This window comes from Leifsonia sp. 115AMFTsu3.1 (assembly GCF_004362795.1).
Lineage (GTDB): Bacteria > Actinomycetota > Actinomycetes > Actinomycetales > Microbacteriaceae > Leifsonia.
On the sequence record NZ_SNYB01000002.1, the window covers coordinates 264,908 to 286,243 of the forward strand.

General features: G+C 70.5%; 19 protein-coding genes. 10 read left to right on the forward strand and 9 right to left on the reverse strand.

Annotated features, from left to right (window positions below; genetic code table 11):
- Positions 1-86 precede the first annotated feature (86 nt).
- Positions 87-2,501 carry an RICIN domain-containing protein gene (locus tag AXZ95_RS12235; protein WP_231374505.1) on the forward strand — a complete coding sequence of 805 codons (2,415 nt, stop codon included), beginning with the start codon at positions 87-89 and terminating at the stop codon, positions 2,499-2,501.
- 57 nt (positions 2,502-2,558) lie between these two features.
- On the opposite strand, the gene AXZ95_RS12240 is transcribed toward AXZ95_RS12235, so the two are convergent.
- Both AXZ95_RS12240 and AXZ95_RS12245 read right to left on the reverse strand, forming a co-directional pair.
- Positions 2,559-4,259 (reverse strand): AMP-binding protein, encoded by a 1,701-nt coding sequence (locus AXZ95_RS12240; protein WP_018192525.1) that lies wholly within the window; start codon positions 4,257-4,259, stop codon positions 2,559-2,561.
- A 23-nt stretch (positions 4,260-4,282) separates the two neighbouring features.
- Entirely contained in the window at positions 4,283-5,323 is a 1,041-nt protein-coding gene (locus AXZ95_RS12245) for an SDR family oxidoreductase (RefSeq protein WP_243737922.1), read from the reverse strand.
- On the opposite strand from AXZ95_RS12245, the gene AXZ95_RS19885 reads away from it, so the two are divergent.
- Positions 5,322-5,447 carry a hypothetical protein gene (locus AXZ95_RS19885; RefSeq protein WP_018192523.1) on the forward strand — a complete coding sequence of 42 codons (126 nt, stop codon included), beginning with the start codon at positions 5,322-5,324 and terminating at the stop codon, positions 5,445-5,447. The two genes, AXZ95_RS12245 and AXZ95_RS19885, sit on opposite strands and share 2 nt — an antisense overlap.
- Positions 5,448-5,565: 118 nt before the next feature.
- On the opposite strand, the gene AXZ95_RS12250 is transcribed toward AXZ95_RS19885, so the two are convergent.
- Entirely contained in the window at positions 5,566-6,303 is a 738-nt protein-coding gene (locus AXZ95_RS12250) for an SDR family oxidoreductase (protein ID WP_018192522.1), read from the reverse strand.
- Between the two features lie 96 nt (positions 6,304-6,399).
- Between AXZ95_RS12250 and AXZ95_RS12255 the strand changes: the two genes are divergently transcribed.
- From AXZ95_RS12255 to araA, 4 genes are all read left to right on the forward strand, one after another.
- A complete protein-coding gene (locus tag AXZ95_RS12255; protein ID WP_018192521.1) occupies positions 6,400-7,398 on the forward strand; it encodes a LacI family DNA-binding transcriptional regulator in 999 nt (332 codons plus the stop codon).
- 584 nt (positions 7,399-7,982) lie between these two features.
- Entirely contained in the window at positions 7,983-9,668 is a 1,686-nt protein-coding gene (locus tag AXZ95_RS12260; protein WP_018192520.1) for an FGGY-family carbohydrate kinase, read from the forward strand.
- Positions 9,665-10,381, forward strand: coding sequence for an L-ribulose-5-phosphate 4-epimerase (locus tag AXZ95_RS12265; protein WP_018192519.1), 717 nt, complete (start codon positions 9,665-9,667; stop codon positions 10,379-10,381). The genes AXZ95_RS12260 and AXZ95_RS12265 overlap by 4 nt, the downstream gene beginning before the upstream one ends.
- Positions 10,381-11,898 carry an L-arabinose isomerase gene (araA, locus tag AXZ95_RS12270; protein WP_018192518.1) on the forward strand — a complete coding sequence of 506 codons (1,518 nt, stop codon included), beginning with the start codon at positions 10,381-10,383 and terminating at the stop codon, positions 11,896-11,898. The genes AXZ95_RS12265 and araA overlap by 1 nt, the downstream gene beginning before the upstream one ends.
- A 27-nt stretch (positions 11,899-11,925) precedes the next feature.
- On the opposite strand, the gene AXZ95_RS12275 is transcribed toward araA, so the two are convergent.
- Positions 11,926-12,501 carry a TetR/AcrR family transcriptional regulator gene (locus AXZ95_RS12275; protein ID WP_018192517.1) on the reverse strand — a complete coding sequence of 192 codons (576 nt, stop codon included), beginning with the start codon at positions 12,499-12,501 and terminating at the stop codon, positions 11,926-11,928.
- Positions 12,502-12,587: 86 nt separating this feature from the next.
- On the opposite strand from AXZ95_RS12275, the gene AXZ95_RS12280 reads away from it, so the two are divergent.
- Entirely contained in the window at positions 12,588-13,637 is a 1,050-nt protein-coding gene (locus AXZ95_RS12280) for an aldo/keto reductase (RefSeq protein WP_018192516.1), read from the forward strand.
- A gap of 168 nt (positions 13,638-13,805) precedes the next feature.
- Positions 13,806-14,855 (forward strand): LCP family protein, encoded by a 1,050-nt coding sequence (locus tag AXZ95_RS12285; RefSeq protein ID WP_231374504.1) that lies wholly within the window; start codon positions 13,806-13,808, stop codon positions 14,853-14,855.
- Between the two features lie 12 nt (positions 14,856-14,867).
- Here AXZ95_RS12285 and AXZ95_RS12290 read toward each other — a convergent pair whose 3' ends face one another.
- The gene (locus tag AXZ95_RS12290) at positions 14,868-16,130 is read right to left on the reverse strand and encodes an MFS transporter (protein WP_018192514.1); all 1,263 of its coding nucleotides are present in this window, start codon (positions 16,128-16,130) and stop codon (positions 14,868-14,870) included.
- Positions 16,131-16,220: 90 nt separating this feature from the next.
- Between AXZ95_RS12290 and AXZ95_RS12295 the strand changes: the two genes are divergently transcribed.
- Together AXZ95_RS12295 and AXZ95_RS12300 are read left to right on the forward strand one after the other, a co-directional pair.
- The gene (locus AXZ95_RS12295; RefSeq protein WP_018192513.1) at positions 16,221-17,096 is read left to right on the forward strand and encodes a LysR family transcriptional regulator; all 876 of its coding nucleotides are present in this window, start codon (positions 16,221-16,223) and stop codon (positions 17,094-17,096) included.
- A gap of 76 nt (positions 17,097-17,172) precedes the next feature.
- Positions 17,173-18,546, forward strand: a complete 1,374-nt coding sequence (locus AXZ95_RS12300; protein WP_018192512.1) for a low temperature requirement protein A — start codon at positions 17,173-17,175, stop codon at positions 18,544-18,546.
- On the opposite strand, the gene AXZ95_RS12305 is transcribed toward AXZ95_RS12300, so the two are convergent.
- The 4 genes from AXZ95_RS12305 to AXZ95_RS12320 form a co-directional block, all read right to left on the reverse strand.
- Positions 18,493-19,518, reverse strand: a complete 1,026-nt coding sequence (locus AXZ95_RS12305) for a TerC family protein (RefSeq protein ID WP_018192511.1) — start codon at positions 19,516-19,518, stop codon at positions 18,493-18,495. The two genes, AXZ95_RS12300 and AXZ95_RS12305, sit on opposite strands and share 54 nt — an antisense overlap.
- A 159-nt stretch (positions 19,519-19,677) precedes the next feature.
- Complete coding sequence (locus tag AXZ95_RS12310; protein ID WP_018192510.1) at positions 19,678-20,034, reverse strand: hypothetical protein; 357 nt, start codon at positions 20,032-20,034, stop codon at positions 19,678-19,680.
- Positions 20,031-20,627: an Asp23/Gls24 family envelope stress response protein gene (locus AXZ95_RS12315; protein ID WP_018192509.1), complete on the reverse strand. Its 597-nt coding sequence runs from the start codon at positions 20,625-20,627 to the stop codon at positions 20,031-20,033. The genes AXZ95_RS12310 and AXZ95_RS12315 overlap by 4 nt, the downstream gene beginning before the upstream one ends.
- On the reverse strand, positions 20,624-21,187 hold the full coding sequence (locus AXZ95_RS12320; RefSeq protein ID WP_018192508.1) for an RNA polymerase sigma factor: 564 nt from the start codon (positions 21,185-21,187) through the stop codon (positions 20,624-20,626). The genes AXZ95_RS12315 and AXZ95_RS12320 overlap by 4 nt, the downstream gene beginning before the upstream one ends.
- Between the last annotated feature and the right edge of the window lie 149 nt (positions 21,188-21,336).

The following is a 21,336-nucleotide window of genomic DNA, read 5'->3' on the forward strand; positions in this document are numbered from 1 at the left end:
GCGCGCCGGGTGAGGGACGGGCGTCGACGCGTCTGGGTGGAACGAAGGTGGTATCTGCAATGCGCAGATCGCGATGGTCTCGGTTGGTGGGTCTTCTTGCGGCGGCGGTGGCGGCCGCGGCTCTCCTGGTACCTGTCGGTGTTGCGGCGGATCCCGCGGCCGCGTGGATGCGCAAGTCGACGACCTGCAAGTACTCCGGCTCGGCGGCGCTCTACATCAAGTACCCCGCAGCGGCACCGGCCACCTACCGCCCGTCGCTCACGCGGGCAGCGGTCGCGTGGTCGGCATGGTCCGGCACCACCGGTGTGAGCATCTCGGTGATCGATGAGGCGGCCCCGGTTCCGGCCGGCGGCGTCAGCGTGAAGTTCAATGTCCAGGAGGAGTTGGGGCCGGCAACTTACGCAAACGCGTCACCGAAGTGCGCCAGGGGCACGGGAAGGTTCGCAGGCGGCGTCCTGAACATCGCCACCGTGTGGATGGAAACGGCGACCGATACGCTGCGCCAGACCATCTTCACGCACGAGATGGGCCACATCATCGGCCTCGGGCACAACGAGGACCAGAACGTGTGCGCGACGGTCATGGCGGCGGCGAACAGCGAGGATTCCATCTGCGGCGACAATGGCGGACCCTATGTGGACGACGTCGCCGGGGTTGTGGCGATCTGGCGTCCGAACGCGACGCCGGGCTTTCCCGCGGAGTCGCGCATCAACGTCGCGTCGGACTCCAGGCAGCAGCTGGCGTCGTCCTGGGCGTCGACGTCCGGGTGGGCGCGGCCGGTGGGCTTCCGTATGCCGTCGCCGGACGGCTACTGGGACTGGACGTTCGTCAAGGACAAGGCGAACGACGGCTGGGGCTGGATCGTCAATTCCGCGTCCGGCTACTGCCTCAAGCGCGAGTCGCGAACGAGTTCCGCGCACATGGGGTGGTGCAAGGACGACTCCGCCCGCTGGTTGGTCCGTCCCGGTACGAACGGCGTCAGGCTGCTCAACAAGGCGACCAACTACTGCCTCGGAGTCACGAAGTTCGAACCCGGGTTCCCCGACCACGCCACCACGTTGGACTGCACCGATTCCGACTCGCTCCTGCAGATCGCGAAGAAGACGCAGACCCGCACGAAGCGATCGCTGCCGGAGGCGACCTCGGTCGGCGGTCCGATCGTCGGGGCAGGGTCGGATCGCTGCCTGACCGCCCAGGGCGGCCTGTACTCGCCGGGGCGGGAGGTTGCCATCTTCTCGTGCGCAGGAACGGCGGCCCAGAAGTGGCTGTTCAAGCCCGTCACGGGCGGCTTCCGGATCAGCGTGTTCCAAGACCCCGTGGTCCCGGACGCTGACGACATCCTGGTCGACGAGTCCGTCGCATCCGGAACGATGTGCCTGACCGGAGCGGGCGAGTCGGTCAGCACGCTGCCCTGCGTGCGATCAGCGGCGACGACGTGGACGGCCGCTCCGGATGGGACGCTACGCAATCAGGGGACCGGGACGTGTCTGAACGTCCGAGGCGGCGCCACGAAGGACGACTCGCGCCTCATGCTGTATCCGTGCTCCACCGAGTCCAACATGGTGTGGAGCTCGCCGGAGCTTCTCACCGCCGGCGGACTGGTGTCACTCGCCCCCGTCTCGTCCGCGGGCGGCGTGCTGTCGACGGCTCTCGCTCCGGGCGGAAACCCCGACCAGCGCGTACGGTCGGTGCTGTCGAAGAACCCGGCGACCGACAAAGCGCGGTTCGAGTGGGAAGAGGTCGCTGGCAGCAACGGGGGCGGTCTCATCCGAAACGCGGAGACGGGAACGTGTCTGCGCTGGAAGGCGCAGGGCGCGGAGGCCGTCCTCGATGAGGCCTGTGACGGGAACGACGCTTGGTACCGCTGGGCGCCGACGCAGCAGGTGAAGGGCGCCTGGAAGATCCAGAACCAATACACCGGCGAGTGCCTCGACCTGTGGTGGGCTCAGGACTCCGAGAACACCACCATCGGTATGCACGGATGCAACGGTGGAACAAACCAGTTGTGGCGGGCGGTGCCCAACCCGTCGCCGGAGCCGGCGTCCACGAACACGCCAGGGGTCGCGAACCTGGCCGCACTCGGCACGCCGACGCAGTCGTCGACCCTCGACCCGTACTCGTCCAGCGCCGCCAAGGCGATCGACGGCAACACCGACGGGAACCCGTCCGCAGGTTCTGTCTCGACCACATCAGGGAGCGACGCGTACTCGTGGTGGCAGCTCGATCTCGGAGATCCGACGCCCGTCGGCACCGTCACCGTCCATCACGCCGCGGGCTCTCATCCCTCGTACAACGAGTTCTACGTGCTTGCCTCGAACAGCCCCATCCCCGATTCGAATCCGGCGTACCTCGGAGGCAGCCAGATCAAGGCCGTGCATGTCTACGAGCCCTGGGCGGCGACGACGACGGTGAAGCTCGACGGCGACTACCGGTACCTCCGGGTCGCCCTCGACCGAGGCAGCCAGCTGTCGCTCGCGGAGGTCATGGTCGCCCCGCGGTGAGGTCGCGGTCGCGGTCGGACGAGGAGGCGCCTCCTCGATCCGGGCTGGATGCGGCGGTCACGGAGTCACGAACCGACCCTCCTCCGCATCGCGGCTCGACTGCTCGCGCAGCACGAAATGCTGCTTCTTGCCGGTCGCAGTGTACGGGAGCTCGGTGACGAAGGCGTATCGCCGCGGGCGCTTGTAGTCGGCCAGCGAGACGCTCGCCCGGCAGTGCGCATCCAACTCCCGGGCCGCCGCCTGCGCGTCCGCCAATCGTCCCGGGCGCGGCTGGACGTAGGCGACGACGATCTCGCCCCACTCGTCGTCCGGCAGGCCGACCACGATGCTGTCGGCGACATCGGGATGCGCGGCGAGCGCCTCCTCCACCTGGACGGGATGCACGTTCTCGCCGCCGGAGATGATCATGTCGTCCTTGCGGCCCACGATCGTCACGATCTCGTTCTCGTCCCAGCTCGCCAGGTCGCCCGGGTACATCCACCCGTCGCGGAACTTGCGGCCCTCCTCCTCCGGATTGTGCATGTAGGCGTATCCGCTCTTCACGCTCCGCATGATGACCTCGCCGATCTCGTGGCCGTCCTTCGCGGCGAGGTCGTCGGGAGCAGCGACGCGGTCGTCGCCGTACACCTTCACCACCGCGACGTCGTCGTCCAGGCAGGCCCGGCCGGCGGCCCCGGCCGCGTCCGGCAGGTCCTCGGGCCGTAGGTAGGTGTTCCAGAAGGCCTCGGTCGTGCCGTACCCGTTGGCGATGCGGGGCGTGAGCACCCGCTGGTAGCGCAGCGCCGCCGCGCGATCGAGCGGGGCTCCCATCGTGACGATGCCGTGCAGCGACGACAGGTCGCGCGGGTGCGCCTCCTGCGCGTCGGCCAGTCGCTCCAGATTGGTGGGGGCGCCGATCACGTAGGTCAGCGCATACTCCTGGATGCCGTCGAGCACCGTGTCCGGGTCGAAGCGCGGCAGTGTGACGACCTCGGCTCCGACGTAGAACGCGGTGTTCGGTCCGGCGCAGTAGTTGCCGCCGCGGTGGAACCACGGCGACATGTTCATCGTCCGGTCCGTCGGTGCGAGAGGGAAGTGCATGATCACGTCGTGCGCGGTGAGCACCTCGTTGAGGCTGGTGAGGGGAACCGCCTTGGGCATCCCCGTCGTGCCGCTGGTGTAGAGGCGCGAGGTCTCGTCCCACACGCTCGCGCCCTCGGGGGCGCGGAACGACGGGGCGTCGGCGGCCAGGAGCTCCTCGAAGCGGATGGCGCCGTCGAGCAGCGGACCGTCACCGACCGCCGCGAGAACGGCCGGACGATGGGCGGCCAGCTCCAGGGCGGTCCGGACGCTGTCGCTCGCGGCGGCGTCGTAGACGAAGACCGCGGGCCGGGAGTCGTCGAGGATGTGCGCCGTCTCGCCCGGCGCCAGCCGGAAGTTCATCGGGGAGCTGACCGCGCGGAGGCCCTGCGCGGCGACGTACAGGAACGCGAACTCCGGAGTGTTCATCAGCTGGTAGGCGACGATGTCGCCGACGCCCACCCCGCGCTCGGCGAGTCCGGCGACGAGGCTTCCCGTCACCTGTCCGAGCTCGGCGTAGGTCCAGCTCCGTCCGGACGGGGGATCGGTGATCGCGACGCGCGAGGCGTACCGGTGCGTGTTGCGTTCCACCGCCGAGGCGTAGGTGAAGTGCTGCTCGAAGACGGCACGCAGGGTGCTCGGGTCGTACTCGGTGTTCGGCTGGATGCCGGCGTGCGATGTCGGGTCGGTGAGGGTCATGGTTCTCCTCGGGGACAGGGGGTTCAGGCGTCCGGTGGGCGTCGACTCCGTCTCGGATCGGTGGGGGAGGCGTCCCGGTCGAGCTCCGACCAGAACGGGGGTGCGACGACGGTGAGTCCACCGTCGACGACGAGGGTGTGGCCGGTGATGTACCCGGCGGCGGGGGAGGCGAGGAATCGGACGGCCTCGGCGATGTCGTCCGCGGTGCCGACGCGGCCGAGGGGGATGCGGGAGGTCATCACGTCGAGGTCGGGGACGCCGGCGTTCCCGTAGAAGAAGTGCAGCGAGTCGGTGTCGATGAGGCCGCCGTTCACGGCGTTCACTGTGATGCCGTCGCGGCCGAACTCGGCGGCGAGGTGGCGGACCCACGACTCGACGGCCGCCTTGTCGGAGCCGATGGCGCCGTACAGCGGGAACGCCCGGTGGCTGCCGTAGCTCGTGACGGCGATGATGCGGCCGCCCGTCCGTCCGCCCACTGGTCCGTCCGCGCTGCCGCGCATCCGCTCGGCCGCTCGCTGGGCGAGCAGCACGAAGGAGCGGACGTTGGTCGCCCATGACCGTTCCAGGTGCCGCGAGGTCAGCTCGGCCGCCGGGCGGAAGGCGGACGCCGCCGCGCTGGCGACGAGCACGTCGAGACGCGTCCCGTCCGGGAACTCGTCTGCGAACAGGCGGTCGATGTCCTCTTCGCTCTCCAGCTCGAGGCGGTGGGCCCGGGCCGAGCCGCCGGCGGCGGTGATCGCGTCCACGACCTCGGCGGCCGCGTCCGCCTCCCGACGGAACGTCAGCACCACGTCCATCCCCTCGGCGGCCAGCGTCTCCGCGATCCTGCGGCCGATGCCGCGCGAGCCGCCGGTGACCAGCGCGCGTCGCGGCTCGTTCCGCGGGCGTACGGCCTGGTCGTCGGGATCCGGGGAGTTGTTCGTGGGGGCCTCCGTGGTTTCGGAGGACAGTCTAGAACCGTCGGAGGCTCCCTCCGGTACGGCGCGTGCGACGCACCGGATGGACCTCCGCCGAGGATCGGCGTACCGTCGCGCGGTCAGGACAGAAACGGAAGGACACGCAATGAGCGACGAGAAGAACCGCCCCGACGCCGACGACCTGCCCGACGGCTCCGGCTCCGACGGGAGCGCCCCCGAGCCCGGCGAGGACACCACCTCCGGCGGCGGCCCCGAGGACCCTTCCCACTAGCCCCCTCCGCCCCTCCGCCCCTTCGCCCCCCGTCGAGTACGCAAAAACTGCACGCTCCGGAGCCCTCCGGCGTGCAGTTTTTGCGTACTCGACGGTGGGGAGCGAGCGGCGGGATGGGTCAGCGGCGGTGGAAGGGGCGCACGCTGAGGGACTCGACGGTGCCGGTCGGCGGCAGGTCGACCGCGGTGCGGACTGTCGCTGCGACCATCTCGGGCGTGATCGTGTACGTCGTGTCGTAATCGAGGCCCTCGCGGGCGACGAGAGCGCGCTGCATGTCGGTGTCGACCCGCCCCGGGTGGATGCTGCTGACGCGCACCCCGTGCGGACGCTCCTCCTCGCGCAGCGCGTCCGTGAGCGCCCGCAGCGCGAACTTGGAGCCCGCGTAGACCCCGCCGCCCGGCCCGCTGGCCAGCCCCGAGCCGCTGTTGATGGCGACCACCAGGCCCTCCGCCGCCCGCAGGGCCGGGAGCGCGCGCCGCGTGAGCGCGGCGGCCGCGAACACGTTCACCTCGAACACGTGACGCCACACCTCCGCGTCGGTCTCTTCGACCGTGCCGCCGTCCTCCACGCCGGCCGAGTGCACGAGCACGTCGAGGCGCTCGGGAAGCGGCGGAAGGGATGCGCCGGACAGGTCGGCGACCAGATCGGCCACGTACGGCTCGGCCGACGGCAGCTCGGCGACCACCGCATCCACCGCGGCGGCATCCCGCCCACCGACCAGGATGTGGTGCGTGCGCCCGAGCTCGACGGCGATCGCCCGTCCGATGCCGCGCGACGCGCCGGTCACCAGCGCGATCGGCCGGTTCGGCCCTGCGAACGCGGCGGACGAGGTGTCGGAGGGAGTAGATGCGGTCATGCCTTCGACATTACGGCCGATCGCTCCCGCGGTCCGCCCCGGTTGGCCCTCCGAACCCGCCTCGCCCTAGGGTGTGGGTGTGTCGGAGGTGCAGGCGTGAGCGAGATCGGTCGGCCTCCGGGCGTGCGCGAGGTCGCCGCCGCCGCCGGTGTCTCGCGCCAGACCGTCTCCCGCGTGCTCAATGATCACCCGAGCATCCGGCCGGAGACCCGTGCGCGCGTGCTCGCCGCGATGGCCGACCTCGACTTCCGCCCGAACCGGGCCGCCCGCATGCTGACCACTGCCCGCTCCCGGACCATCGGGGTGCTGGCCGCCTCGGCCTCCTCCCTTTTCGGTCCGGCCTCGAGCATCGATGCCGTCGAGAACGCCGGCCGTGCCGCCGGGTACACCGTCACGGTCGCCCATGCCGCCTCGCTCGACCCGGCCGACCTGCAGGCGGCCATCGGGCACCTGCGCGAGCAGGCCGTCGAGGGCATCGTGGTGATCGCGCCGCAGCAACGGGTTCAGGATGCGATGGGCCAGTTCTCGCTTTCCCTGCCGTCCGTGACGCTGCACGGTGCGGGCGGCGCCGGGGACGAGGGCGTCTTCGTGGACCAGGAGCTCGGCGCACGCCTCGCCACCCGGCATCTCCTGTCGGCCGGCCACCGCCGCATCGCGCACCTGAGCGGACCGGGCGACTGGACGGAGGCGCGCGCCCGACGGGACGGCTTCCTCGCCGAGATGGCCGCCGCCGGCGCGGATGCCGTGGTGTCGCGCGAGGGGGACTGGACGGCGGCCTCGGGCGCGGTGATCGGTGCGGAGCTCGTGGCGGACCGCTCCATCCAGGCCGTCTTCGCCTCGAACGACCAGATGGCGCTCGGCGTGCTGCATGCTGCGCGGGTCGCGGGGCGTTCGATCCCGGACGATCTGGCCGTCGTCGGCTTCGACGACATCCCCGAGGCGGCGTTCTTCGCCCCGCCGCTGACGACGGTCCGGCAGGAGTTCGCGGAACTCGGCCGTCGCTGCGTCGCCCGCCTGGTCGCGCTGCTGGAGGGCGGCGACCTCGCGTTCGAGGAGCCGGTCGCTCCCGTCCTCGTCGTCCGCGACTCTGCCTGACCCGCGTCCCGCGCCTCCGCCTCTCGCACTCCGTCTCTCGTCCCTCCGCCCCGCAACATTTGCGCCAAATCTCGGGAAAGCGGCTCCCCTTTCCCCACATTTGCGCCAAATCTGCGCTCCGCCGGAAGCTCACCGGCCCCGCCACATTTGCGCCAAATCTCGGGAAAGCGGCCTCCTTTCCCCACATTTGCGCCAAATCTGCGCCTCGCGTGGTGCTCACCGCGCCACAGATTCGTGCCGAATGTGCGGAAAGCTCGTCCCATTGCGCACATTCGTGCCGAACGTGCGCTCCGTCGCAAGCTCACCGGCCCCGCAACATTTGCGCCAAATCTCGGGAATGCGGCCCCCTTTCCCCACATTTGCGCCAAATCTGCGTCTCGCGTGGTGCTGTTCGCGCCACAGATTCGTGCCGAATGTGCGGAATGCTCCTGCCTAAGCGCACATTCGGCACGAATCTGCGGGTGCGCGGGTTGGGGAGCCGGCGCAGCGCAGTCACCGCCGCGGAGCACGGAGTGGCGCGCGCGACGGTGCGTGACGTATGCTCGCTGTGTCAATGTGACCGGTCACAAAGGAGTGGATGCCCCATGGTCCCAGCCGACGTCGCCTCCGCGGGCCCCGGAGCCGCGGCCGCCGCCCGCGCCCGCGAGGCCATCGAGTCGGGCCGCACCGCGCTCGGCATCGAGTTCGGCTCGACGCGCATCAAGGCCTGCCTGGTGGATGCGGACGACCCGTCGGTCGTCCTCGCCGTCGGCGCCCACGAGTGGGAGAACTCCTACGTCGACCGCCTCTGGACCTACCCGATCGAGGAGGTCTGGTCCGGCGTGCAGGAGGCGTACGCCGCCCTGGCCGCCGACGCGCAGACCCGCCACGGCGTCGCGCCGACCACCGTCGGCTCCCTCGGCGTCTCGGCGATGATGCACGGCTACCTCGCGTTCGACGAGGCGGGCGAGCTGCTCGTGCCGTTCCGCACCTGGCGCAACACGAACACGGGAGCGGCGGCGCGCGAGCTGACGGACCTGCTCGGCGTCAACATCCCGCTCCGCTGGTCGATCGCCCACCTGCACCAGGCCGTCCTCGACGCCGAGCCGCACCTCCCCCGCGTCCGGTCCGTCACCACGCTGGCCGGGTACGTGCACCGCCGGCTCACCGGACGCCATGTGCTCGGGGTCGGGGATGCGTCGGGCATGTTCCCGATCGACCCCGCGACCGGCGACTACGACGCCGAGCTCGTCGGCCGCTATGATCGCCTCGCCGCCGGCCGCATCCCTCCGCTCCGTGACCTGCTGCCCGAGGTCCTGTCCGCCGGAGAACCTGCGGGCGACCTGACCGCCGAGGGCGCTGCGCTCCTCGATCCGTCCGGCACGCTGCGTCCCGGCGCGACCCTGTGCCCGCCCGAGGGCGACGCCGGCACCGGCATGGTCGCGACCGCATCCGTCGCACCGCGCACCGGCAACGTGAGCGCCGGCACCAGCATCTTCGCGATGGTCGTGCTGGAGCGTCCGCTGGCCGAGGTGCACGACGAGCTGGATGTGGTGACCACCCCCGCAGGCGACCCGGTCGCCATGGTCCACTGCAACAACGGTGCCAGTGAGCTCGCCGAGTGGGCGGGACTCTTCGGCCGGTTCGCCGCCGCGTCCGGCCGCCCCACCGATCCCGACGCCGTGTTCGACACCCTCCTCCGGGAGGCGCTGACCGGCGACGACGACGCCGGGGGCCTGCTCGCCTACAACCACCTGGCTGGCGAGCCGGTCGCCGGCCTCACCGAGGGCCGTCCGCTCCTCGTCCGCACGCCGGGCAGCCGCTTCACCCTCGGCAACCTGGTGCGTGCCGAGGTCTACGGAGTGTTCGCGACCCTGGCGCTCGGGATGCGCGTCCTCGCTCACGAGGGTGTCGCGCTCGACAAGATGCTCGCCCACGGTGGCGTGTTCCGCACCGCCGGGGTCGCCCAGCGCTTCCTGGCCGGCGCCCTCGACGCTCCCGTCTCCGTCGCGCACACCGCGTCGGAGGGCGGCGCCTGGGGGATCGCCGTCCTCGCCGCCTACCTGGAGGCGCGCGCCGAGAGCGGACAGGACCTCGACACGTACCTGCGCGAGCGCGTGTTCCGCGATGTCGCGTTCGAGACCGCCGAGCCGCGGCCGGAGGACGTCGCCGGCTTCGCCGCCTACCTCGACCGCTACGACGCCGGCCTCGCCGTGGAGCGCGCGGCCGTCACCGCCCTGCCCGACACCACCGCCTCCGCCGATCGCCCAACGGAAGGATCCGACCAGTGACCGACGCCCAGACCCCCGCCCCCGAGTCCCCGGCCGTCCGCGCCGTCCGCGAGCGCGTCGCCGCCCTGCACGCCGAGCTGGTCCGCTACCAGCTGGTCGTCTGGACCGGCGGTAACGTCTCCGGCCGCGTGCCGGGCGAGGACCTGTTCGTCATCAAGCCGAGCGGCGTCGACTACGACGACCTCGCGCCCGAGAACATGATCCTGTGCACCCTCGACGGCGAGGTCGTCCCCGGGTCGCTCGGCTCCGAGCGGTCGCCGTCGTCCGACACCGCCGCCCACGCCTTCGTGTACCGCAGCATGCCCGAGGTCGGCGGTGTCGTGCACACGCACTCCACCTACGCGACCGCGTGGGCGGCCCGCGCCGAGCCCATCCCGTGCGCCATCACGGCGATGGCCGACGAGTTCGGCGGTGAGATCCCGGTCGGACCGTTCGCGATCATCGGCGACGACTCCATCGGCCGCGGCATCGTGTCGACGCTGACCGGCCACCGCAGCCGCGCCGTCCTCATGCAGAACCACGGCGTCTTCACCATCGGCTCCGACGCCCGCGACGCCGTGAAGGCCGCCGTCATGGCCGAGGATGTCGCCCGCACGATGCACATCGCCCGCCAGGGCGGCGACGTCGTCCCCATCCCCCAGGAGGCGATCGACCGCCTCTTCGACCGCTATCAGAACGTCTACGGACAGACCCCGGAAGGACCCACCGCCTGATGCCGAAGCTCACCACCTCCCTCGACGTCTACGAGGTCTGGTTCCTCACCGGGAGCCAGCACCTGTACGGACCGGAGACCCTCGCGCAGGTCGCCGAGCAGTCGCGCGCCATCGCCGACGAGCTGGGCGCGTCGCCCGACGTGCCCGTGAAGATCGTGTGGAAGCCGGTCCTCACCGACGCAGACGCCATCCGCCGCATCATGCTCGAGGCGAACGCCGACGACCGCGTCATCGGCGTGATCGCGTGGATGCACACCTTCAGCCCCGCGAAAATGTGGATCGCCGGCCTCGACGCGCTCCAGAAGCCGCTGCTCCACCTCCACACCCAGGCGAACGTGGAGCTGCCCTGGGCCGAGATCGACTTCGACTTCATGAACCTCAATCAGGCCGCCCACGGCGACCGCGAGTTCGGCTACATCCTGACGCGCCTCGGCGTGCCGCGCACCACCGTCGCCGGGCACGTCTCGAACCCGGTCGTCTCGGCACGCGTCGGCACGTGGATGCGCGCAGCGGCCGGCCGGGCCGCCACCCGCACGCTGAAGCTCGCCCGCTTCGGCGACAACATGCGCTTCGTCGCCGTCACCGAGGGCGACAAGACCGAGGCAGAGCACGTCTTCGGCGTCCAGGTGAACACGTGGGGCGTGAACGAGCTGGCCGATGCGGTCGCCGCGGCGCCGGCCGACGCCATCGACGCGCTCGTGGCCGAGTACGAGGAGCAGTACGACGTCGCTCCGGAGCTACGCCGCGGCGGCGACCGCCACCAGTCGCTGCGCGACGGCGCGGCCATCGAGCTGGGCCTGCGCTCCTTCCTGGAGGAGGGCGGTTTCGGAGCGTTCACGACCAGCTTCGAGGATCTGGGCGCCCTGAAGCAGCTGCCCGGGCTCGCCGTCCAGCGGCTGATGGCCGAGGGGTACGGCTTCGGTGCTGAGGGCGACTGGAAGACCGCCGTCCTGGTGCGCGCGGCCAACGTGATGGGCGCGGGCCTGCCCGGCGGCGCATCCCTCATGGAGGACTACACGTACGACCTGACTCCTGGCGACGAGCGCATCCTGGGCGCGCACATGCTCGAGGTGAGCCCGTCGCTCAGCTCGGCGACACCGACGCTGGAGGTGCACCCGCTCGGCATCGGCGGCAAGGACGACCCGGTCCGCCTCGTCTTCACGGCGGACCCGGGTCCCGCGGTCGTCGTGGCGCTGTCGGACGTGCGCGACCGGTTCCGCCTGGTCGCCAACGTGGTCGAGGTGGTCGAGCCGTCGGCTCCGCTGCCGAAGCTGCCGGTCGGCCGCGCGGTGTGGAAGCCGCAGCCCGACTTCACGACGTCGGCGACCGCCTGGCTGGAGGCCGGCGCGGCGCACCACACGGTGATGAGCACCGCGGTCGGCGTCGAGGTCTTCGAGGACTTCGCCCGCATGCTGCGCACCGAGCTCATCGTCATCGACGACACGACGACGCTCCGCTCGGTGCGCCGCGACCTCGACGCGAACGCCGCCTACTACCGCCTCGCGCGCGGCATCTGACGCATCACCTGCGGCCGGAGCCGGATGTCAGCTCCGGCCGCCGGGTGCCGGCAGCGACGCGACCACCATCTCCAGCAGCCGGTCCGCCTGCGCGAGGCCGTCCGGTCCGGCCGGGACCCGCCAGAGCGCGCTGAGGAGGAGCAGGATGTCGCCGGGGTCGGCTCCCGGCCCGATGTCGCCGTCGGCGACCGCCGCATCCAGCAGTCGTCCGATCGCGTTGGTCACCGGCGCGTAGGTGGCGTCGATCACCTCCTGTGCCGAGGGGCTGGCCAGCGCTTCCCCGAGCCCGTGCTTGATGCGCACCAACTCGGCCAACTGCCGCGACCAGCTGCGAAAGGCGTCGAGCGGCGGTTCTTTCGCCAGCAGGTCGTCCACCGCGCCTTCGAGCCCGTCGATCTCCGCCGCGTAGACGGCGAGCAGCAGCGCTTCACGCGTGGGGAAGTGCCGGTAGAGGGTTCCGGCGCCGACGCCGGCGAGCTTGCCGATCTGGTTGAGCGACACGTCGGGGTTCTCGCGGAAGGCCGTCGCGGCGACGTCGAGGATGCGCGCGCGGTTGCGCTGCGCGTCGGCGCGGGTTGCGTCGGCTCGTCGGGGTTCCGGCATGCGTCTCCTTGCTAAACGGAGAATTCTCCGTTACCGTCGTAATTCAAGCGGAGAGTTCTCCGCTCACGCCCATTCAAGGAGTTCTCATGCAGTATCGCAAGCTCGGGACCACCGGCCTCGACGTCTCCCCGATCGCCATCGGCGCCATGAGCTATGGCGAACCCGACCGCGGTCACCCCGTCTGGTCGAAAGGAGAGGAGGAGGCGAGGCCTCTCATCAAGCACGCCCTGGAGGCGGGCATCAACTTCTTCGACACCGCCAACATGTACTCGAACGGCTCCAGCGAGGAGATCCTGGGCCGTGCACTCCGCGACTTCGCCGACCGCGACGACGTCGTGATCGCGACCAAGGTCCGCCACCCGATGCGGCCGGGTCCGAACGGCCGCGGCCTGTCGCGCAAGGCGATCCTGGCGGAGGTCGATCACTCCCTGCAACGCCTGGGCACCGATTACATCGACCTCTACCAGATCCACCGCAACGACCAATCGACCCCGTGGGAGGAGACGCTCGAAGCGCTGAACGACATCGTGAAGGCCGGCAAGGTCCGTTATCTCGGGGCGTCGTCGATGTTCGCGTGGGAGTTCGCGAAGGCCCTCAACCTGCAGAAGCAGCACGGCTGGGCGCGCTTCGTCACGATGCAGGATCACTACAACCTGCTCGCCCGCGAGGAGGAGCGCGAGATGATCCCGCTCTGCCTCGACGAGGGCGTCGGCACCATCATCTGGAGCCCGCTCGCCCGCGGCCGCCTCGCGCGCGCCTGGGATGACGCGCGGGCGACGGCGCGCTCGGAGACCGACGGCGACTACGCCGACCTGCTGTACTCGCCGGCCGAGGAGGCATCCAATCGGGCCATCGTGGATGCCGTCGGAGAGGTCGCGGCGGCGCACGGTGTGAGCCGTGCGGCGGTCGCCCTGGCGTGGCTGCACCGCCAGCCGGTCGTCACCGCGCCGCTCGTCGGGGCGGGATCCATCCAGCAGATCGACGACGCGATCGCCTCCCTGAACGTCGAGCTCACGGAGGACGAGGTGACGGCGCTGATCGCTCCGTACACCCCGCGGCACGACTTCCAGGGCGTCTCGGACGAGGCGACGATGAACGCGATCCGCGCGCGGGTTCCGGGAATGGCCCTCAGCTGAGGGCCCCGCGAACTGGGGGTAACCGGGGTACAAACTATGTCCTCATTAACGGGGACTTCTGAGGATAACAAGCGTAGCCTCGAACGCAGATGAGAAATCCTCATCTCGCCCGAAAGCTCGAGCGAAGTCAGATGAGACGCTCCTGGGGGAGTGCCGGAGACGGTCATCATGATCGCGCAGCCCACACGTTCACCGCACCGCTGGCACCGCCGCACGCCGCGGACCTCACATCGGCGCTCGCCGCTGGCCATCGTGCTGACCACGCTGCTCGCCGTCGCCACCGTGGTGGCGGGCTGCGTCGTCGGCGGCGGCCTGTTCTACGCGGGCAGCGTCGCGTCGACCTTCAACTCGACGGTGACCCACATCCCGCGTGCGTTCCCTCCAGCGGAGACACGGCCGACCCCCGTCTCGACCGGCGCCATGAACATCCTGCTCATCGGCTCCGACTCCCGGGGAGACCCGACGACCGTCGGGCAGGCCACCGAGTCCAACCAGCGCTCCGACACCATGATGCTCGTGCACATCGACGCGGACCGGAAAGACGTGTACATCATGTCGATCATGCGCGACCTCTGGGTTCCGATCCCCGGCAAGGGCACGGCCAAGATCAATGCTGCGCTCGCCTGGGGAGGCACTCCGCTGGTGATCCAGACGGTCGAGCAACTGCTCCAGACGCACATCGACCACGTCGCGATCATCGACTTCCAGGGCCTCGAAGGGATGACGGACGCGCTCGGCGGAGTGGATGTGGACAGTCCGGTCGGCTTCACCACGGTCAAGAAGCCGCACTACACCTTCGTTCAGGGCATGAACCACCTCGACGGCGCCCAGGCTCTCGCCTTCGCCCGGGAGCGGTACGCGTTCCCGACCGCGGACTACCAGCGGGTGGCCAACCAGCAGGCCCTCCTGCGGGCCATCGTCGCCAAGCTCCTCAGCCGCGGGACGCTCACCGACCCCGCCGCCGTGACGTCGTTCGCCGGCGCGACCGGCCGATACCTCAGTCTCGACGAGCAGTTCGACCTCCCGACGATGATCGGGCTGGCGGCGAGCATGCGCCTCGACGGCCCCTCCAGCATCCACGCCTTCACCATGCCCACCGGCGGAACCGGGACCTCATCCGACGGCCAGTCGATCGTCAACGTGGATGAGGGATCGCTCCCGGCTCTGCGCTCCGCCCTCGCCGACGACGCTCTCGGGACGTTCACCTCGGTCCACTGAGACCGGGCGAGGTCAGGCCCGGCGCAGCATCCGCAGGCCGGCGGGCACCGACAGGGCGGCGACCGCGGCGACGAACACCACCAGCACCGGCACCAGCGGCCAGAAGATGAGCGCCACGCCGACGAGCAGCACGGGCACCGCCAGACCGATGTAGGCGATCAGGAAGATCGCGGCGAGCACCTCACCGCGGCGCTCCGGGGCGGCGAGGGAGGCCGCCGCGGCGATCGCCGAGCGGAACTGCAGGCCGACACCGGCGCCCGCCAACACGCCGCTCACCAGGAAGACCGCGAACGAGGCCGTCAGCACGCCGGCCGCGAGGCCCGCGAGCCCGACGAGCATGAGGGTGAGGGCCAGGATCAGCTGCGCACGGGAGGAGACCCGGGCGAAGACGATCTGCGAGATCGCCGACGCCGCGAACACTGCGAACGGAACGAACCCGGCCAGCAGGTGCGAGGTCTGGTGGAGGGTGACGACGAGCACGCTGGGCGCGAGAGACGTGAACAGACCGAAGACGGCGAAGCCGGCGAAGGCGGCGACGGCCGCGGCGGAGAACGCTCCGCGCGCTTCGGCGGGCAGCGAGATCCGCTGCGGACGGTAGGCCGGGCGCTCTTCGGCGCGCTCCACCGTCTCGGGGACGAGGGCGACGGCGACGGCCGCGACTGCGAGCACGACGAGGAACACGGCGTACGGGAGCAGCAGCGGCTCGGGCAGGAACTGCGCGAACGCCCCGCCGATCAGCGGGCCGAGCGCGAGTCCGCCCGTGTTGACGACCGTGGAGACGGTCCCGGCGGTCGCGGGGCCCTCGTCCGGACGTGCCACGGCGCGCAGCTCGCTGAGGTGCGCGGTCGCGCTCGCCGTGAGGGCGCCGACGCCGATGCCGGAGAGAGTGCGCGCGACGATCAGGCCGGCGACATCGTTCCAGACCAGGAAGAGGGCGGCGGAGACGATCTCGATGAGCACGGCGATGAGCACCATCCGGCGTCGGCCCGCGATGTCGCTCAGGTGGCCGATGAGGAAGAGGCTGGCGATGACGCCGACCGCGTACGCGGCGAAGATGACGGTGACCACCCAGGTGGGGAAGCCGTCGCGCGCCTGGTAGAACGCGTACAGCGGAGTTGGGATGGTCGAGAAGGCCATCACCGCGAGGAACGCCGCCGCGATGACCCAGAAGCCGGCGCCGTGGCGCAGGCGGAAGGAGCGCCGGGTGCGGCCCGGTGCGGTCTCCATCCGGGGAGTGGAGCCGGTGGGGGCGGAGAAGTCGAGCGTGCTGGTCATGCTTCGATAGTGCTCCTCGCCGCCTATCGAGTCCAACGGAAATAGGCGATGCTGACGATCGTTCTGCTCGATACTACGTAGGATCGACCCGTGGACACCCGTCAGCTCGAATACCTGGTCGCGGTTGCCGACGAGCGCAGCTTCACGCGGGCCGCCGAGCGCGTCTTCGCCGCACAGTCCACCGTGTCCGCGGGCATTCAGAGCCTCGAGCGGGAACTCGGTGCCGCCCTGTTCGAGCGGGACGCCCACGGGGTGCGCCCGACCGAGGTGGGCGAGGCGGTTCTCGCGGAAGCCCGGGCGGCTCTCGAAGCCGTCGAGAGGATGCGCGACCTGGCCGGCGATCAGGGGCCGCTTCGCGGGACGGTGCGGGTCGGCATCTTCACCAACCTGCAGAGCGTCGACCTGCCCGGCATCATGGGCGAGTTCCACCGACGCCACCCCGACGTCGACCTCCGGCTCGGCCCATCGCCCGGGGGCTCGACCGGTCTGGTCGAAGACGTCCGGCAGGGTCGGCTGGACATCGCGTTCCACGGCCTGCCCGAGACGGTTCCCGACCTCCTGACGCGCCATCTGGTCGACTCCCCGTTCCTGGCGGTGCTGCCGGAGGGACATCCCCTCGCGCGCCGCCGCTCGGTTGCGCTCGCCGACCTGGCGGAGGAGGCCTGGGTGGATTCGCGCGCCGGCTTCGGCAACCGGGTCACTCTCGACCGCGCATTCGCGGCGCTCGGGCTGACCCGGCGCGTGCCCACCGAACTGGCCGACCTCGGCGAGATCCCACGCTTCGTCGCCGCCGGTCTGGGCGTGGCCGCCCTGCCGGAGCTCACGATCATCCCCGCCGAGGGAGCCGTCACGCGTCCGCTGCGGGAGCCGGTGGACTGGCGACTGAACGCGATCGCCCGTCCACGCCCCGGCCGCGCCGCCGAAGCGCTGCTGACGCTGCTCGCGGAGCGCATCCACGGCGCCTGATCGGGCGTACCGGCGAGAGCTGCGCCAAGGCTTCCCTGCACAGCCGGGATGCGCGAGACTCGGCCCGGGAGGTCACGTGAGCGGCGAACCGGACACCACGGAGGAGCTGCGGCATGAGCTGCGGCACCGGATCAGACCCATGCGCGGCCGCGACCCGCGCGAGCGGGGTCGGACGACGACGCCTCTCGAGCTGCTCTACGACCTGACCTACGTCGTGGCGTTCGCCACCGCGTCCGACCTGCTCGCCCAGCAGCTCAGCCACGGGGACGTCTGGCCCGCGCTCGGGGCCTACATCTTCGCCGTGTGGGCGGTGAGCTGGGCGTGGCTGAACTTCACCTGGTTCGCGTCCGCATACGGCAACGACGACCTCCTGTTCCGCATCGCGACGATCGTGCAGATGATCGGCGTGATCGTGCTCGCCTACGGACTCCCGGTGAGCTTCGAGCGGGCATCGCACGGGGAGAGCCCCAACAACCTGCTGATGGTGATCGGGTACATCATCATGCGCGTGCCGCAGATCCTGCTCTGGCTGCGGGCGGCGCGCGAGGACCCGTCCCACCGCAAGAACGCCATGTCGTACGTCCTCATCATCTCGGTCGCCCAGGTCGCCTGGCTGCTGACCGCGATCGTCCCTCTCCCGGTGGGGGTGACGGTGACCGCGCTCATCGTCGTGGCGCTCTTCGAGATGATCGCTCCGGTCGTCGCCACGCGCAGCTACGGCTTCTCACCGTGGAACGCCGGGCACCTCGCGGAGCGCTTCGCCCTGCTCACGCTGATCACCCTCGGCGAGGTGATCGCCGCGACGACAGCGGCGGTCGGAACGCTGACGCAAGCGGTGGGATGGACTCCGGAGGCCGTGCTCATCGCCTCCTCGGGGCTCGTGATGGCGGCCGCCGTCTGGTGGACGTACTTCCTCGTGCCGTCACGGTGGGTGCTGGAACGGCGGCCGGAGCGGGCGTTCCCCTGGCGGTACGCCCACCTGGCACTGTTCGGATCCATCACCGCGATCGGCGCCGGGCTGCACCTGACCACGATCGCCATGGAGCACGGCGGGGTGTCCCTGCTCGGGATCGCACTGGCGCTGGCGGTTCCCCTTGCGATCACCATCGTCCTGGTCTTCCTCACCTGGAGCGTGCTCCTTCATTCGTTCGACTCCACGCATCTGCCGCTGCTGCTGCTCACCCTTGCGCCGCTCGTCGGCGCGGTCGTCGTCGGCGCGACGACATATCCCGGGCAGGCGATCGACCTCGACCAGCGGGGCTCGCTGACGAGCCTCAGCGTGGTGATCGGACTTGTGGCCGCCGGCGCCGTGATCGAGGTGGTCGGCCACGAACTGGTGGGCTTCGGGCACACCGTCCGTGCGTGGAAGGCCGACGCCGCGGCGCGACCGGCCGGCTCAGTCGGTGCCGGGCCGAGCGTTGCCGACGGGGACGGTGTCTCCGGCCCCTGACGCCTTACGGCGGTCGCCCCGCGTCTTCAGGAGGCTGGCGGTCGCGGCGACCGCGATCGTCGCGCCGATGAAGAGGAGCGAGAACCAGGTCGGGATCTCGGGGATCCACTCCACATGCCGTCCGCCGTTGATGAAGGGAAGCTCGTTGACGTGCAGTGCGTGGAAGACGAGCTTGATGCCGATGAAGCCGAGGATGACGGCGAGGCCCTGCGACAGGTAGACGAGCCGCTCGAGCAGGCCGCCGATGAGGAAGTACAGCTGGCGGAGTCCCATCAGGGCGAAGGCGTTGGCGGTGAAGACGATGTACGCCTCGCTGGTGAGACCGTAGATCGCGGGGATGGAGTCGACGGCGAAGACCACGTCGATGAGGCTGATCGCGATGATGGTCAGCAGCATCGGGGTGACGAACCGGCGCCCGTCCTTCTTCACGGTGAGCCGGTCGCGGTTGTACTCGTCGGTGACGGGCAGGTGCCGCCGGATGAACCGCATGACCGGGTTGTTCGTCGGATCGGAGTCGTGGGAGCCGAACGCCTGACGCCACGCCAGGAAGAGCAGGAGGGCGCCGAAGAGGTAGAACACCCACGAGTAGTTCTCGATGAGTCCGGCTCCGACGGCGATGAACACGCCGCGGAGGATCAGCGCGATGATGATGCCGATCATCAGCACCTTCTGCTGGTACGCCTTGGGCACGGCGAACGCCGACATCAGCAGCAGGAAGACGAACAGGTTGTCGACCGAGAGCACCTTCTCGGTGAGGTAGCCGGCGAAGTACTCGCCGCCGTAGGTCCAACCGGACACCATGCCGATCCCGACGCCGAACAGCAGCGCCAGGCCGATGTAGAACGCGGACCACCGGGCGGACTCGCCGATGGTCGGCTCGTGCGGCTTGCGCACGTGGGCGAAGAACTCGTAGACGAAGAACGCGATCGTGACGGCGATCGTGATGATCCAGATGAGCGGGGTGACCTGCACCGGGAACTCCCAAGGGGTAGGCGGAACGTCTCGCCAAGGTCTCCTCCGCCCCGACCGGATCGACGATCTCGGTTCGGGACCAATGGCCCGGGATGCGATGGCGCATCCGTAATGACGGGCTCACTGCCGACGGGAGTACTCCCCTTGTTGTCGTCCAGCCTATCGGCGGTCGGCCTGAGGAAGTGCTGACAAATCGGCGTCCGTCGTCTCGATCGACGCGGCGGTGACCTCGATCACGGCGTCCGGGATGCCTGCTGCCTGCGACCACGCCCGAGCGGCGGCGTAGACGTCTCTGCAGACGGCCGCGGCTGGGCGCCACGTGCCCACCCCGATGCGGATCGCGATGCGTCCGGGGGCGACGGCGATCTGGTCGGCGGGTACGCCACTGATGGCCGATGCGACCACTGCCGAGACCTGGCCGGCGAGGCTCGCAGCGGGGTAGAGCCGGGTCACCCCGGGCACGCGCCCGACCAGGTCGGCGAGGTCGGCGGCCGGAGCCTCGTGTGTCGCGCTCATGCGAGCCCCCCGTCCGGCGCACGCCCGGCGCGCACATCCGTCACCGTCACGTCGACCGAGGCGACATTCACCTCGGCGTGCTGCGCGAGTTCGGCGGCGACCGCTTCGCGCACTTCGGCGGCGACAGCGTCGAGCGGATCGCCGTAGCGCACGGAGATCTCGACGTGAACCGCGATGGGCGAACCGATCGTCTCGAGCTCGCCGTCGAGCCGGCACCGGCCGACGATCACCCCGTCGATCCCGTCGCCCACTCCGCGCACCAGAGCGCGCACGGCGCCCTCGGTCAGCGCCAGGTCCGCGCTCGGATCGGGGTGGGCGAGCGGAACACGCCGGCCGGACTGCACGTCCAGACGGATGCCGTCGAGGATGCGGCCCACCCATCCGTCGTCGGCGGAGGACTGCTCGGCCTCGGCATCCAACAGGTCCCGGGTGGTGCGGCTGAGGCGTGCGAGCGACTCCAGCGCGGCGCGGCACTCGGGGGAGCCGTCGATGCTCGGATCGGCGGGAGTACGCCCACGCGCCAGGTAGTCGCTCAACTCGTCGAGCGTGTGACCGTCGATGAGCTCGTCGCCGGGGAGGTACGGGTCGGTCATCGCCAGTCCTCCATCGCCTCGAGCAGTCGTCTCCGTCCGCGCGCGAGCTGCCCGCGGACCGTCGATACGGGGATGTCGAGCTCCTGCGCGATTTCGTCGTAACTGTACTGTCCCACCTCGCGGAGCACCCAGCATCTCCTCTGCAGCTCGGGAAGCCCGTCGAGCGCGCGGCCGAGAGCCTCGTTCGCGGTCCGCACCTCCGTGAGGTGCTCCGGCCCGGTGTCGGCGGGCGCGGCGGCATCCACCTCGGTCACGTCGTCGTATTCGTGCCGGGCGCGGATCCGATCGAGGCATCGACGGCTCAGGATGCGCATGAGCCACGACTTCACAGCCGCGCCCTCCTGGAGTTCCCCGAGCCGGCGCCAGGCGGTGACGAATGTCTCCTGCACGACGTCGTCGGACTCGTACGTCGAGCCGAGCATGCGGGCGGCGTAGGCGCGCATCAGCGGGCCGTGCCGGCGGACGAGGACCTCGAACGCCACCGTGTCGCCATCGGCCGCGCGGCCGGCGAGGGTGTCGTCGCTCGCCTCGGAGAGTGCGTGCACATCGGACCGCGCCACCCTCTCTCCTTCCGCCCCCGACTGTTGCCGGATCGGGAGCCCCACGCGCCGCCGGCCTCTTGATCCTACGGCCGATTCTGTTAGAACGGGTAGTAACTAGCCAGGCGAGACGATTGAGCGAATTCTCAGGTTCTCGCCGTGACGAACGG

What these genes read in the sequence shown, in the direction of transcription:
- AXZ95_RS12285 (WP_231374504.1), top strand. Translation starts at nt 13,806, where the DNA reads ATGATCGCGCAGCCCACACGTTCACCGCACCGCTGGCACCGCCGCACG.
- AXZ95_RS12280 (WP_018192516.1), top strand. Translation starts at nt 12,588, where the DNA reads ATGCAGTATCGCAAGCTCGGGACCACCGGCCTCGACGTCTCCCCGATC.
- AXZ95_RS12240 (WP_018192525.1), bottom strand. Translation starts at nt 4,259, where the DNA reads ATGACCCTCACCGACCCGACATCGCACGCCGGCATCCAGCCGAACACC.
- AXZ95_RS12260 (WP_018192520.1), top strand. Translation starts at nt 7,983, where the DNA reads ATGGTCCCAGCCGACGTCGCCTCCGCGGGCCCCGGAGCCGCGGCCGCC.
- AXZ95_RS12250 (WP_018192522.1), bottom strand. Translation starts at nt 6,303, where the DNA reads ATGACCGCATCTACTCCCTCCGACACCTCGTCCGCCGCGTTCGCAGGG.
- AXZ95_RS12275 (WP_018192517.1), bottom strand. Translation starts at nt 12,501, where the DNA reads ATGCCGGAACCCCGACGAGCCGACGCAACCCGCGCCGACGCGCAGCGC.
- AXZ95_RS12310 (WP_018192510.1), bottom strand. Translation starts at nt 20,034, where the DNA reads ATGAGCGCGACACACGAGGCTCCGGCCGCCGACCTCGCCGACCTGGTC.
- AXZ95_RS19885 (WP_018192523.1), top strand. Translation starts at nt 5,322, where the DNA reads ATGAGCGACGAGAAGAACCGCCCCGACGCCGACGACCTGCCCGACGGC.
- AXZ95_RS12290 (WP_018192514.1), bottom strand. Translation starts at nt 16,130, where the DNA reads ATGACCAGCACGCTCGACTTCTCCGCCCCCACCGGCTCCACTCCCCGG.
- AXZ95_RS12315 (WP_018192509.1), bottom strand. Translation starts at nt 20,627, where the DNA reads ATGACCGACCCGTACCTCCCCGGCGACGAGCTCATCGACGGTCACACG.
- araA (WP_018192518.1), top strand. Translation starts at nt 10,381, where the DNA reads ATGCCGAAGCTCACCACCTCCCTCGACGTCTACGAGGTCTGGTTCCTC.